Raw genomic sequence first — 12,742 nt, forward strand, 5'->3', positions numbered from 1 at the left:
ACTCTGCTTCCTTCACTCGTCGTTCGCTTGTCAGTCGGCCAGATGGACGTCGAAGAGGTCCTCAGGTCCGGGGAGATCAGTGAGGTCGTCCGGGTCCAGGTCCCAGGTCTCGCCCCCGCAGGTGAGTTGCGGCAGTACGCCGTCTCCTGCGTCCTCGCCGGGGAGCTCGCAGCGAGGTTCGATCACAGCGGAAGCAGACGCATGCGAGTACTTGTCCTCGGTACCAGGGACGATTGATTCACCAACGGGTTCGTTGCTCTTGACGTGGACCGTGTAGCGAAGGGGCGTCTGCGGCAAGCAGCCACCGGCAGCGGCATCCAGCTGCGCATCGTTCTGCGCCGCGAGCTGGGCCGCACGTCCACAACCGTCCAGCACCGCAACGTCGCCGTCGAAGATGTCCTGCCACTTGGCCGGGTCGAGCACGTCCTCGAGCCACTGGCCCGCAAGCTGGTCCCGGGTGTCCTGGGCCGCCGCGAGGGCAGCCGCATCAGCGGCTGTCTGGGCGCCGTTCCGATTGACCGCGGCCTGGCCGACCGCAAAGTAGGCGAACGCGAGGAAGAGCAGGCCGCCCACCACCGTGATGTAGATGGGGAAGGCCTGCCCTGCGTCGCCGTACCTGCGGAGCCGCATCAGCCGCCGGTAACCTCGGTGATCTTGTCGGTGATCGCATTGAAGATCGACTGCCCGATGTCCGTCCCCGTGATCGCCAACACGATCGCCACAACCACCGCAATGATCCCCAGGTACTCCACCGCCGTCTGCCCCTTGTCGTCCCGGGCAGCGCGGGCCTGCAGGTACGCGACCGTGGTGTTGGTCCAGTTGCTCATGGTGTTCCCCTCCGGGTTCGGCGATGCCGGTCTCGTCCCCAGCACCGTAGGGCCGAACACCCCGCCTCCCAGAGGGCCCCAGGGCCCAATCCCGGGCCCAAAGGCGGACCCAGACCCGCCGTGTCCTGCTCCCGCTCCTGCTCCCCCTTGCCGTCACCGGAGGTCACCCCACCCCTCGCCCCGAACCCGGTGCCGTGCCGAGCCACTTGGCCGCGGCTTCGGAGCGGCTGGTGCTGTGGAGTTTGGCGAAGATGCGGTTGATGTGGTTCTTGACCGTCTTCTCGCTGATGAAGCAGGTGGCGGCGATCTGCTGGTTGGTCATGCCGGACGCGATGAGGTCCATGATCTCCGCCTCCCTGGTGCTCAGCTGGAACCGCGACCTGTCGACAGCGGCCGGACGGCCCCTCGTCCATCCTGACGACGACTGTCCCATATCTGGTTGCAGTTGCGAAAGCACTTTTGAAGAAGTCGGTTGCCGTAAGGAGATTGGGTCATGGTTGGTGTGTGCAGTCGCATTCGACTGGCCCAGGCCCTCGGGGAGTGGGGCAGCGTCCGGTGCCACGGGCGCCTGGCGGAGTTGGGCCAGCAACGCGCCCGCCGCGGTGGGGGTGAAGTGGGGCCTGCCCTGTTTGATGTCCCTGATCGCCGCGACCAGTTGGTCCGCGGTGAACTCGCCGTGGACCAGGTAGCCGCCCGCTCCTCGGCGGAGGGCTTCCTGGACGATCTCCGACTCCCTGCTGTACGTCAGCATCATCACCGGGGCGATCCGGACGAGGTACGGCAGTGCCGAGATGCCGTCCACGCCCGGCATGCGGACGTCCAGGAGGACCACGTCGGGGCAGTGCCGGTGGGCCGCCTCGCAGGCCTGGCGGCCGTCTGCCGCCTCCGCTACGACCGTGATGTCCGCGCGGCCGGAGAGCAGCGCGGTGAGGCCGGCCCGGACGACCGGGTTGTCGTCCGCGACCACGACCCGGAGGGGGGTCGAAGGGGCGAGCGGGGGCGGTGGGTAGGCGTCGAACGGGGGCGGCGGTGGTGGTTGCTGGCCGCCTGGGTGGCGTGTCGTGCGGTGGTGGTCCTGGTCCTGCATCGGGCGGCCTCCTCTCGTGTCGTAGGGGACGAGTGCTGCGTACTGGTTCAAACGCCAGGTGTCGTGAGGGCGGCCAGCGGGAGGTCCAGGCGAACCTCCGTGCCCTTGGGGTGGCCGCCTCGGCCGATGCGGATGCGGGCGCCCACCGAGGCGGCCCGCTCGACCATGCCGACCAGGCCGAAGTGGCCTGCTCTGCGGAGGTGTTCGAGGGTGGTGCCGGGCGGGAGGCCGCGGCCGTCGTCGTAGACGCTGATGCGCAGCAGGTCGCCGTGGACGCCTGCGCGGACATCGACGTGGGTGGGTGCCGCGTGGCGGTGGGCGTTCTCCATGGCTTCCGAGGTGATGGTGAGGAGTTGGCGGGCCACGGCGGGTGGGACGGGCGGGACCGCGTGTTCGCCTGTGGGGTGGTAGTGCGCCGGCAGGCCGGTTCGGGTGTTGAAGTCGTGGGTGCGGGCGGCGAGTTCGGCCAGGACGTCCGTGCCCTGGTCCGGGTCGGACTCGCGGCGCAGGTCGGCCAGGAGTTCGCGGGATTCGGCCGCTGCGCGGCGGGCCGAGCGGGCCACCAGTTCGGCCTGTTGCCTGACCAGGGTGGGGTTGATGTGGTCCGCGCCCGCGGAGCCGGCCAGGCCGTCGGCGGCCAGGGCCACGCCGTGCAGGGTTTTCGCCACCGAGTCGTGCATCTCGCGGGCCAGGCGGGCGCGTTCCGCGCCGATCGCCTCCGTCACGGCGAGGCGGGCCTGGACGGTGGTCAGGGCCTGGGTGGCCTCGCCGAAGCGGAGCATCAGGCCGCGGAGGCTGGACCCCACGGCTCCGGCGATGATGCACAGGCCGGGGAGGAGGGAGGCCTCCGCGACGGTCGTGTTCACGTCCTCCCGGCTCGCGTAGACCAGCAGGAGGATCACCGACTGCAGGGAGGCGAAGCAGGCCGCTCCCCGCCAGCCGTAGACGATGCCGGAGAGGAGAGGGGTGCAGACGCTGACGTAGGCCAGCGTGGTGTCCGGGCCCGCCGAGATCAGCAGCAGTGAGCCGAAGAGGGTGTCGACCGCCAGGAGCGTGGGGTGACGCAGGAGGAGGGGGCCGAAGCGTTCCCAGTCGCGGAAGAGGACGTACGAGACCATGAACGTGACGACGACCGCCGCGGCCACCAGGCGGACGCCGAGGCCGGGGGCGGCGTTGAGGAGGGCGGCGGGGGCGGCGAGGGCGATCATGGCCAGGCGGAAGCCGAAGACCTGGCGGCACATGGCCTGGAGGGCGTTCACCTGGAGGGTGAGGGCGGGCGCGGGTGGGTTGGGGGGTACCCGGCCTTCGGCCGGGTTCGGGTGCCCATCCGCAGTGCTCGTGCGGCTTTCGTCGTCGGGTGCGGGTGGCCCTTGTGGGGCTGCCTCTCCGTCTGCGGCTGTCCGCTCGTCGTGGGGCATCGCGACCGGCACCCCCGGCGACACCCCCTCCGCCCGCTCCCATCCCGGCGGCAGCGCCGGTGTCACCGACGTCACCGGGATGTCCGGCGCGCCCGTCCTGACGTGGGCCGGCAGGACCGTCCCCGCCGGTGGGGTGGTGATCTCCGGAGCCGTCGGGCGGCGGCGCCGCAACCCGGCTCGCTCCTTCGTCGTCGGCATGGTCCTCACCCGCCCTCACCCGCCCCTCTCTACTCGCCGGTGATCGAGCCGAAGTCGGTGCCGGAGCCGAGGATCAGGCCGGCGCCGAGGAGGATCATCGTGGCCGGGACCATGAACGTGGTGATCATCATGGTGGCCTTGGGGACCGCGCGGGCGGCCTTGCGGCGGGCGTTCTGTGCGTCCGTACGGCGCATGTCCTTCGCGAGGGACACCAGCGTGTCGACGATCGGCGCGCCGAGCTCCTCGCCCTGCTGCAACGCCGTCACGAACATCGCGACCTGCTCGGAGTCGTTCCTGCGCCGCAGCTCGGCGAAGGCCTGGCGGCGGCTCATGCCGAGGTCCATCTGGCGCAGGGTGATGCGGAGTTCGTCCGCCCAGGGGCCCTCGTACTTCGACGCGACCCGGTCCAGGGCCTGGCGGAAGCCCAGGCCCGCGCTCACCACGACCGCCAGGACGTCGAGGAAGTCGGGCAGGGTCCGTTCGATCTCGTCCTTGCGGATGCGGATGGCCGACCAGATGCCGACCTCGGTCCAGAACGCGCCGAAGGCGAGCAGGAGCAGGGCCACGAGCAGCTGGCCCCGCATCAGGAAGACGAGGAAGCCGAGGCCGCCCAGGAAGCCGTACACCGCCCTCCGGGCCGCGTAACGGTCGATCGTCAGGCCGCCGGGATTCCCCGCCAGGTCGATCTTGCGACGGTACTTGGCCACCTGTTTGGGGCCCATCAGGCGCAGGACGGCGGGCGCGTACCGCATGCCCAGGCGGTCGATCAGGGAGTCGACCGCGCCGGTGCGGGTGGAGCCGATCTCCAGGGCCAGGGCGAGATCGCCGGGGAGTTTGGTCTCGGCCCGGTACATGCGGATGCCGGCGAAGACGCCCCAGACGCTGAGGCCCATGACCAGTGCGAGCAGAAGTCCCATCGGATGTCCTCCCCGGCCTTCTCAGACGTCGATGCGGGACAGGCGGCGGATGAGGAGGAAGCCGACGGCGTAGAGGGCGAAGGCGGTGATCACGGCCGCCTGGCCGACCGGGGAACCGGTCATGCGCTCCAGGGCGCCGTCCTTGACGCCGTTCATCAGGAACAGGGAGCCGACTCCGAGCACGGGCACCGCGTACGACGTCATGCTGACCTGGGACAGCTGGGTGCGCACCTCGCGCCGGGTCTCCTTGCGCTCCTCCAGGGTCTCCGTCAGGTTCCGCAGGGCGCTGACCACCTGGCCGCCCGCCCGGTTGGACAGGACCAGCGTGGTGACGAGGACGACCAGTTCGCGGGAGGGGAGCCGGTCGGCCAGTTCGCTCAGGGCGTCGTCCATGGACGCGCCGAGGGCCAACTGGTCGGACACCTTGCCGAGTTCCTCACCGGCCGGTGCCTCCAGCTCCTCGGCCGCCATGCCGATGGCGGTGCGCAGGGCGAGACCGGCCTGGGTGGCGTTGGCCAGGATGCGGGCCAGTTCGGGGAGCTGGTTGATGAACTTCTCGATGCGTTTCTGACGCTGCCAGTTGAGAAACTGCACCGCCACCCAGATGCCCAGCAGTCCGGCCAACGGGCCGAAGAAGGGGGCCAGGGCCGCCTGGCCGACCAGCCACAGGCCGGCGACCGTGGCGAGCATGCAGACGAAGAACTCGCCCGGGGTGATGTCCAGGCCGGTGGCCGCCAGGCGCAGCTCCAGCTTCTTGCCGAGCCGGGTGCGGCGCAGGCGGCGGTCGAGGGCGGGGAAGTGACGCCGGCGGCCGGCGGCCGGGAGCCGGCCGGTGGCCGACAGGCGGTCCACCAGCGCCTGGCGCTGGGCCTTGCCCATGGCGTAGGAGTGCACACCCACGACCGCGAGGACGCAGGTCAGCAGCGTGATGCCGGTGGTGAGCGTGATGAGCGTGGGCAGTTCCATGGGGACGGCTCTCTTCTCCTGCCTGGCTTCTCTTACCTGGCTTCTCTGGTGGCCAGCTGGTCCGCGGACTGGGCGACGCCGAAGGCCTGGGGGATGGGCTGGCTGGCCATGTAGAGGCGGTCGGCGGTGCGGCGCGGCAGCGGGAAGTACTCGAAGGCGCCGTAGATGCGGCCGTCGGGGGCCATCGGCCGGGCGTTGAAGCGGGCGACGGTGACCAGGCGGTACGGGTCGCTGCCGTGGCTGTCGAGCAGGGCGACCTCGGTGATGCGGCGCGCGCCGTCGGCGAAGCGGGTGAGCTGGACGATGACGTCCACCGCGCTGTTGATCTGGTCGTGCAGCGCCACGAAGGGAACCTCCACGTCCGACATGGAGGCGAGGGTCTGCAGGCGCATCAGGGCGTCCTCGGCGCTGTTGGCGTGGACCGTGGCCAGGGAGCCGTCGTGGCCGGTCGACATGGCCTGCAGCATGTCCAGCGACTCGCCGCCGCGGACCTCGCCGACGACGATGCGGTCGGGGCGCATCCGCAGCGAGTTGCGGACCAGGTCGCGGATGGTGACCTGGCCCTTTCCCTCGACGTTCGGCGGGCGCGACTCCAGGCGGATCACGTGGGCCTGCTGGAGCTGGAGTTCGGCCGAGTCCTCGATGGTGATGATGCGTTCGCCCTCGGGGATGAGCCCGGACAGGGCGTTCAGCAGCGTGGTCTTGCCGGTGCCCGTCGCACCCGACACGATGACGTTGAACTTCGCCCGCACCAGGCCCGCCAGCAGGTACAGCATGTGCTCGTCGAGCGAGCCGAGGCCGATCAGCTCCTGGAGCGTGAAGGAACGGGGAAATCGGCGGATCGTCAATGTCGCGCCGGTCAGGGACAGCGGCGGGATGATGACGTTGACGCGCTCGCCGGAGGGGAGGCGGGCGTCGACCATCGGGTTGGACTCGTCGACCCGCCGGTTGACCGTCGAGACGATCCTCTCGATCGTCTGCATGAGCTGGTCGTTCGAGGCGAACCTCAGGGGCAGCTGCTCGACCCGGCCGCCCCGCTCCACGAAGATGGCGTCCGGCCCGTTCACCATGATCTCCGTGATGGACGCGTCTTCGAGCAGCGGCTCCAGTATGCCGAGGCCCAGCGCCTCGTCGACGACTCTGCGGATCAGCTGCGAGCGCTCCACCGTCGACAGGACCGGGCCCTCGCGGCTGATGATGTGCCCGAGCACCCGCTCCAGCCGCGCCCTGCGCTCGGCCGCGGCCAGCGAACTCATCTCCGCGAGGTCGATCTCCTCCAGGAGCTTGGCCCGGTAGGAGGCGACCAGGTGGCCGTCCTCGCCCCGGCTGCCGTTCTCCTCGGGGGAGTTGATACGTGCCCGCAGGCTCATGGGTCCGGTGCTCCTCGTTCGTACGGGAAGGGCTCAGTGGTCGAGCGGCATGGTGGCGGTCTTGCGCGCCGGGTCGAAGTCCCAGCCGGGGACGAGGGACGGGATGTCCACCGTGGCGGTGACCGTGACCGCGTCGCCCGACTCCGCGCCGGAGCAGGACGTCCCGTCCGCCAGCCAGCCACTGACCGCGTTCTGGCAGTCCTGCCCGTACGGCCCGTCCAGCGAGGCGCTCCGCGCCCCCGCCCGCGCCGCCGTCCCCGCCTGCTGCGCGGTGTACGCGATCAGCCCCAGCTGTACGGCGGCCATGGCGACGAGGAGCAGGATCGGCAGGAAGCCGAGGTACTCGATGGCGACCTGACCGCGGTCGCGCCTTGCCCGGTCTGCACGGTCGTACGGCATCTCAGTCCGTCTCCTCCTCGACCGCGCCCGCGTGGCCGGTCACCTCGAAGGGGAAGTTCACCGAGCCCGGGAAGAGGACGGGGACCTGGAGTCTCACGTCGGCCGTCACATAGCCGGAGCCACCGCAGGTCACCTCAGCGCTCCCCCTCCACGCCCCCGACAGGTGCTCGAGCCCCGCGGCCTGGCACGCGCCGTTCCGCTCGCCCGGTGCCACCGCCGTGCCCGCCCGTACCGCCTCGTCGGCAGCATTCCCCGCGAGCGTGAACGTGTATCCCACGAGCACGAGCTGCCACAGCACCACCAGCGTCACGATGATCGTCGGGGTCATGCCGAGGAACTCGATGGTGACCTGGCCCCGGTCCCGCTCTCGCCCCAAGAGGGCCCGCATGCTCATCTGGTCATCCCCCTCCCTCCCTGCGCCGCCGGAAGCTCACCGAGCCGCGGTCGCTGCGGAACCTGCCCGTCTTCTGGGCGCCCTCGGGGGCCTTGACCAGTCCCAGTTCGCCCGCCAGGCCCCACAGGGCCTGCTTCACCGTGCTCTTGCTCTCCAGTTCGTGGACACGGCCCGCGTCCACGACGCTCTGCAGTTCCTTGAAGTGGGCGGGGATCGCGGTGGCCGCGACCGCCGTGCCGGTGATCTTCTGGATGAGGGGCGGCTGGATCTCCGTACCGCGGGTGTGGCGGTTGACGACCACCGTGGTCTCCTCCGCCTTGCGGATCTGCAGCCGGTCCCACATGCGCACCGCCCGTTTGGCGCCCCGTACGGCGACCACGTCCGGGGTGGTGACCAGCAGGGCCGTGTCGGCCATCTCCACGGCCGCCGCGCCCGCCCCGCTCAGCTGGGCGCCGCAGTCGATGACGACGACCTCGTAGCGGGAGCGCAGGGCGCTGATGATCTGGCGGGCGGCGCGGTCGGTGACGTCCTCGCCGCGTTCGCCCTCGCCGGGGGCGAGCAGCAGCGTCAGCCCCGTGTCGTGGCGGAAGACCGCGTCGGCGAGCACCCGCGGGGAGATGTCCGTGATCGTCGCCAGGTCCACCACGGAGCGGCGGAACTGGACATCCAGATAGGAGGCGACATCCCCCGTCTGGAGGTCCATGTCCACCAGCGCGGTGCCGCGGCCCGAGGCCTGGGCGGCGAGTGCGATCTGGATCGCCGTCAGGGTCGCCCCCACGCCGCCCTTCGCCCCGCTGACCGTGACGACGGTGCCTCCGACGCCGGTGAACACGTCGCCGCCGGAGCCCAGGTGACGTCGTACGCCGACGGACCACTGGGCAACCGCCTGGACGCGGCTGGCCAGTTCCTCGTAGCTCAGGGGGAGGGCGACGAGACCCCGGGCGCCGTAGTCCATGGCGGCCTGGAAGAGGCCGGGGCCGGCGTCCGAGGTGACGAGGATGACGCCCACGGCCGGGAAGCGCAGGGCGACTTCGCGGATCAGCTCCAGCGCGGGGACCGGGCCGATCCGCTCGTGCACCACGACGACCTCGGGCAGCTCGTCGACCGACTCGGCGGCCAGGCGGCCGAGGGTGTCGATGAGCTGGGTCGAGTCGACCACCGGGGCCACCGGCTCGGCGTCGGGGAGCTGGCTGAGCAGGGTCGTGATGGACCGGACCGCGTCCGCGTCGCCGACCGCCGGGAGGATCCTCGTGGGCATGCGGGCCTCTCACTTGTCCTTCGCGAGTTCGTACGTCCGGTCCTGCTCGGGGACGGTGGTGTCACCGCCGGGCGCGACCAGCGCGAGCCGGACCCGCTGGGCGAACGACTCGGCGTAGGTGATGCGCTGGGCGTCGATGGCGGACAGCGCGAAGGTGATGGGGACGGCGTCGGTGGGCTGCCGGCCCCGGCTGCTGTCGTCGGGCTGGAGCGCGGTCAGCTTGCCGACGTCGAGGACCTTGGCGTTCGTTACAATGATCTTGGACTGAGCGGGGTCACCCTCACGCTCTCCGTCGAAGGTGGCGTACACGTTGACCGTGGAACCGGGCGTGATCTTTCCCGCCACCCCGGTCGCCGCGTCGATCATGATGGCGACCTCCTGTTGCCCGGGCTGCAGGGCGGGCTGGTTCACGATCATGTCGCTCTGCAGCAGGGAGCCCGCCTTCAGGGTGGTCACGGCGATCTTGCCCTGGATCTCGCGGAGGTCGGTGACCGCGGTGTCCGACAGCCACCGTTCGGGCATCTTGATCCTCTCGAACTGGCCCGTACTGAGCGCGGTGTAGGGCGCCACATCGGTTTTCAGCCGGTACGCGGTGACCTCGGGGCCGACCTTGGACTTCACGTCGTTGATGACGGACAGCACGCCGGCGAACGCGCCGAGGGCGCACAGGACCGACAGGAGCAGGAGGATCACGCCGCGGCGCTGACGGGAGTTCATGGACCCTACAACCTCATTGGGGATATCGGTCGAGCGGAATCGGTGGGAACGGCGGGTGCGGGACACGGGTCCCGTCGCGCGCCCTGTGCACAGGACTCACCCGACGGACGCCTGGTTCTCGTGCTGACTGTCGTGAGCGGGTGGCGTGGCCGAACAGAACACGCACCGGTCGCCGATGACGTCGATGCCGCACCAGTGGCAGGTGCCGCGCCGCACCGACGTGACCAGCTGGTAGAGGACCGACAGGTCGGGCAGAAACGTGCAGAACTCGATCAGCTTGCCGGTTCCCCACCACTGCGGGGACTCGGCGGGCAGCGGGGCCTCGCGCAGCCCGAGCACGTTCCAGGCCGGGGCCAGGGCGGTGGTGACCCAGTCGGACTGGAGCTGTCCCTTGGCGACCAGCATCCAGGTGCCGAACTCCGGCCCGGTCAGGGTCGCCTCGGGCCCGAGCTTGACGAGCTGCGGTGCGGGATGGGCGAGGACGGCGAACTGGCTGCCGGGCACCCAGGACTTGGCGTGCGACTTCAGGCCGACGGGCACGCGGTCGAGCCGGGCCACGGAGTTGAGCAGGGCTCCGGAGTGGATGTAGTGGATCAGGAGCCGGCCGGCCGAGGCGAGTACGCCGGGGCTGAGGTCGCAGGACGCGAGCTGCCGTAACTGGCGGGCCAGGACGGCGAGTCCGAGCGGGGGCAGATCCGGGCGGAACAGGGCGATCCGGTCGCTCTCCATGAGGGACCGGAGGGTGTGCAGCCGCCGCCGCACGGCGAGCGATGCGGCCTGCGAGCACACCACGATGACGTGCCCGTGCTGCTCGACCAGCGTCTGCAGGTCGGTCAGCGCCTGGTCGAGCGGGCGTTTGTCGATGTCCCGCAGCACGACGGCGGGCAGGGTTCGTTCGTCCTGCGGCGGCAGCGCCAGGTCGGCGCTGGTCACGGCGATGGCAGTTGGCACGCGCAGCTCCCCGTTTCCCCATGCCCGTCGGCCCACCGGGCGTTACTCCGGTCCACCCCGTCGACTTCACTGCGTGACTACCTCAGCACTGTATCCACGGCTCTGTGACCGGAGAACAGCGTTTCCGTAGCTGGTGAGCAACTGCCGTTGCACAAGTTGCGTCAAATCGGGGCAGGTTGAGCATCTTGCCGGTCTCGATCCACACCCGGTCGGTGGAGGCGCCGCGCATCGCCTTGACGTCGGGCCTCCGTTCGGACCGGAAGGAGCGAACTGGGGCCGGAGTTGGTCCGGACCTATTGACAAGTGAATTGGTCTGGACCACCTTGTACGTCCAGCGGTGGCCGCCGTCCCCATCCCCACTCCCCCACCGGAGGCCCCAGTGGACCGCGCACGCAGACGAATACGCATGTGGTCGGGAGCGGTCACCGCAGCGCTTGCGCTGTGTGTGGCGAGCACCGGCCCCGCGTCCGCCGCGGACGTCAACAACGCCAGGAACGCCGGCTTCGAGTCCGGCCTGAGCGACTGGACCTGTTCCGCCGGGAGCGGCACGACCGTCTCCTCGCCGGTGCACGGCGGCTCGGCAGCGCTGAGGGCGACGCCGTCCGGGCAGGACCACGCCCGGTGCGCGCAGACGGTCGCGGTCAGGCCCGACTCGACGTACGCGCTGAGCGCGTGGGTGCGGGGCGGGTACGCGTATCTGGGCGTGTCCGGGACGGGCACGACGGACGTGTCGACCTGGACGCCGGACTCGACGAGCTGGAAACAGCTGACGACGAGCTTCACGACCGGCTCAGCGACGACCTCGGTGACGGTCTACACGCACGGCTGGTACGGCCAGGCGCCCTACTACGCGGACGACCTGTCGGTGTACGGCCCCGACGGGGGCGGCGGCGGCGACCCGGCCCCGACGGTCCCGGCCGCCCCGAGCGGCCTGCGCGTCTCGGGTACGACGCCCTCGTCGGTGTCCCTGGCGTGGGACACGGTGTCCGGCGCGACGGGGTACACCGTCTACCGGGACGGTACGAAGGTGACGGCGGTGTCGGGCACCTCGGCGACGGTGACCGGCCTCGCTGCCTCCACGTCGTACGGCTTCCAGGTCACCGCGACCAACGCGGCGGGCGAGTCGGCGAAGTCGGCGGCGGTCACGGGGCGGACGAGCGCGCCGGACGGCGGAGGCGGGAACGCCCTTCCGAAGCACGCCGTCACGGGCTACTGGCAGAACTTCGACAACGGCGCGACGGTCCAGAGGCTCTCGGACGTCCCGTCCCAGTACGACATCATCGCGGTGGCCTTCGCGGACGCGACGGCGACGCCGGGCGCCGTGACCTTCACCCTCGACTCGGCGGGCCTGGGCGGCTACACGGTCGACCAGTTCAAGGCCGACATCAAGGCCAAGCAGGCGGCGGGCAAGAAGGTGATCATCTCCGTCGGGGGTGAGCGCGGCACGGTGACCGTGAACGACGCCGCCTCCGCGACGAACTTCGCGAACAGTGTCTATTCGCTGATGCGGACGTACGGCTTCGACGGCGTGGACATCGACCTGGAGAACGGCCTCAACGCGACCTACATGACGCAGGCGCTGCGGGCGCTGTCCGCCAAGGCGGGCCCGTCGATGATCCTGACGATGGCGCCGCAGACCATCGACATGCAGTCGACGTCGAACGCGTACTTCCAGACCGCGCTGAACGTGAAGGACATCCTCACGGTCGTCAACATGCAGTACTACAACAGCGGTTCCATGCTGGGCTGCGACGGCAAGGTCTACAGCCAGGGCTCCGTGGACTTCCTCACCGCCCTGGCCTGCATCCAGCTGGAGGGCGGCCTCGCCCCGTCCCAGGTCGGCCTCGGCCTGCCCGCCTCGACCCGCGCGGCGGGCAGCGGATACGTCTCCCCGTCCGTGGTGAACAACGCCCTGGACTGCCTGACCAGGGCCACGAACTGCGGCACCTTCAAGCCGCCGCGGACCTATCCCGACCTGCGCGGCGCGATGACGTGGTCGACGAACTGGGACGCCACGGCGGGCAACGCGTGGTCGAACGCGGTGGGGCCGCACGTGCACGGGCTGCCTTAGAGCTCCATCCCCGAGGACCCCCGCAAACCGCGGCGGACGCGGACACCGAGGGCGCCGCCGGGGTCGTCATGTGGACCGTCGGCACCCTGCGGGCCGACGGGAGGCGGGTCGTGATCAGCGCCTTCGACACCGGCGCCCAGCACATGGCCGCGACCCGCCCCACGCCCGC

The 12,742-nt window shown here is 70.6% G+C and carries 13 protein-coding genes; 1 reads left to right on the plus strand and 12 read right to left on the minus strand.

Annotation, left to right across the window (positions count from 1 at the left end; translation table 11 throughout):
• Positions 1–30 precede the first annotated feature (30 nt).
• The 12 genes from ACYVMZ_RS19005 to ACYVMZ_RS19060 form a co-directional block, all read right to left on the minus strand.
• Positions 31–630: a pilus assembly protein TadG-related protein gene (locus ACYVMZ_RS19005; RefSeq protein WP_461081095.1), complete on the minus strand. Its 600-nt coding sequence runs from the start codon at positions 628–630 to the stop codon at positions 31–33.
• Positions 630–827: a Flp family type IVb pilin gene (locus ACYVMZ_RS19010; protein WP_461081097.1), complete on the minus strand. Its 198-nt coding sequence runs from the start codon at positions 825–827 to the stop codon at positions 630–632. The genes ACYVMZ_RS19005 and ACYVMZ_RS19010 overlap by 1 nt, the downstream gene beginning before the upstream one ends.
• Before the next feature lie 163 nt (positions 828–990).
• Positions 991–1,914, minus strand: a complete 924-nt coding sequence (locus ACYVMZ_RS19015) for a response regulator (RefSeq protein ID WP_461081099.1) — start codon at positions 1,912–1,914, stop codon at positions 991–993.
• 47 nt (positions 1,915–1,961) lie between these two features.
• On the minus strand, positions 1,962–3,530 hold the full coding sequence (locus ACYVMZ_RS19020; RefSeq protein WP_461081101.1) for a sensor histidine kinase: 1,569 nt from the start codon (positions 3,528–3,530) through the stop codon (positions 1,962–1,964).
• Positions 3,531–3,559: 29 nt separating this feature from the next.
• The gene (locus ACYVMZ_RS19025; RefSeq protein WP_461081103.1) at positions 3,560–4,447 is read right to left on the minus strand and encodes a DUF5936 domain-containing protein; all 888 of its coding nucleotides are present in this window, start codon (positions 4,445–4,447) and stop codon (positions 3,560–3,562) included.
• A gap of 21 nt (positions 4,448–4,468) precedes the next feature.
• Positions 4,469–5,413 (minus strand): type II secretion system F family protein, encoded by a 945-nt coding sequence (locus tag ACYVMZ_RS19030; RefSeq protein WP_461081105.1) that lies wholly within the window; start codon positions 5,411–5,413, stop codon positions 4,469–4,471.
• Positions 5,414–5,445: 32 nt separating this feature from the next.
• Positions 5,446–6,783 carry a CpaF family protein gene (locus ACYVMZ_RS19035; protein ID WP_461081107.1) on the minus strand — a complete coding sequence of 446 codons (1,338 nt, stop codon included), beginning with the start codon at positions 6,781–6,783 and terminating at the stop codon, positions 5,446–5,448.
• A gap of 33 nt (positions 6,784–6,816) precedes the next feature.
• Positions 6,817–7,182, minus strand: coding sequence for a TadE/TadG family type IV pilus assembly protein (locus ACYVMZ_RS19040; protein WP_461081109.1), 366 nt, complete (start codon positions 7,180–7,182; stop codon positions 6,817–6,819).
• A 1-nt stretch (position 7,183) separates the two neighbouring features.
• A complete protein-coding gene (locus ACYVMZ_RS19045) occupies positions 7,184–7,576 on the minus strand; it encodes a pilus assembly protein (protein ID WP_461081111.1) in 393 nt (130 codons plus the stop codon).
• Between the two features lie 4 nt (positions 7,577–7,580).
• Complete coding sequence (locus tag ACYVMZ_RS19050; protein ID WP_461081113.1) at positions 7,581–8,834, minus strand: AAA family ATPase; 1,254 nt, start codon at positions 8,832–8,834, stop codon at positions 7,581–7,583.
• Positions 8,835–8,843: 9 nt separating this feature from the next.
• Positions 8,844–9,551 (minus strand): Flp pilus assembly protein CpaB, encoded by a 708-nt coding sequence (gene cpaB, locus ACYVMZ_RS19055; protein WP_461081115.1) that lies wholly within the window; start codon positions 9,549–9,551, stop codon positions 8,844–8,846.
• A 96-nt stretch (positions 9,552–9,647) separates the two neighbouring features.
• Positions 9,648–10,502, minus strand: coding sequence for a hypothetical protein (locus tag ACYVMZ_RS19060; protein ID WP_461081117.1), 855 nt, complete (start codon positions 10,500–10,502; stop codon positions 9,648–9,650).
• Between the two features lie 406 nt (positions 10,503–10,908).
• Here ACYVMZ_RS19060 and ACYVMZ_RS19065 point away from each other — a divergent pair, with 406 nt between their 5' ends.
• Positions 10,909–12,573, plus strand: coding sequence for a chitinase (locus tag ACYVMZ_RS19065; RefSeq protein ID WP_461081119.1), 1,665 nt, complete (start codon positions 10,909–10,911; stop codon positions 12,571–12,573).
• Positions 12,574–12,742: the final 169 nt, after the last annotated feature.

The sequence above is a fragment of the Streptomyces deserti genome (assembly GCF_054782695.1).

Coding starts and splice junctions, on each gene's coding strand:
- ACYVMZ_RS19065 (WP_461081119.1), top strand. CDS start 10,909: ATGTGGTCGGGAGCGGTCACCGCAGCGCTTGCGCTGTGTGTGGCGAGC.
- ACYVMZ_RS19025 (WP_461081103.1), bottom strand. CDS start 4,447: ATGGGACTTCTGCTCGCACTGGTCATGGGCCTCAGCGTCTGGGGCGTC.
- ACYVMZ_RS19050 (WP_461081113.1), bottom strand. CDS start 8,834: ATGCCCACGAGGATCCTCCCGGCGGTCGGCGACGCGGACGCGGTCCGG.
- ACYVMZ_RS19040 (WP_461081109.1), bottom strand. CDS start 7,182: ATGCCGTACGACCGTGCAGACCGGGCAAGGCGCGACCGCGGTCAGGTC.
- ACYVMZ_RS19005 (WP_461081095.1), bottom strand. CDS start 630: ATGCGGCTCCGCAGGTACGGCGACGCAGGGCAGGCCTTCCCCATCTAC.
- ACYVMZ_RS19010 (WP_461081097.1), bottom strand. CDS start 827: ATGAGCAACTGGACCAACACCACGGTCGCGTACCTGCAGGCCCGCGCT.
- ACYVMZ_RS19045 (WP_461081111.1), bottom strand. CDS start 7,576: ATGAGCATGCGGGCCCTCTTGGGGCGAGAGCGGGACCGGGGCCAGGTC.
- ACYVMZ_RS19020 (WP_461081101.1), bottom strand. CDS start 3,530: ATGCCGACGACGAAGGAGCGAGCCGGGTTGCGGCGCCGCCGCCCGACG.
- ACYVMZ_RS19035 (WP_461081107.1), bottom strand. CDS start 6,783: ATGAGCCTGCGGGCACGTATCAACTCCCCCGAGGAGAACGGCAGCCGG.
- cpaB (WP_461081115.1), bottom strand. CDS start 9,551: ATGAACTCCCGTCAGCGCCGCGGCGTGATCCTCCTGCTCCTGTCGGTC.
- ACYVMZ_RS19015 (WP_461081099.1), bottom strand. CDS start 1,914: ATGCAGGACCAGGACCACCACCGCACGACACGCCACCCAGGCGGCCAG.
- ACYVMZ_RS19030 (WP_461081105.1), bottom strand. CDS start 5,413: ATGGAACTGCCCACGCTCATCACGCTCACCACCGGCATCACGCTGCTG.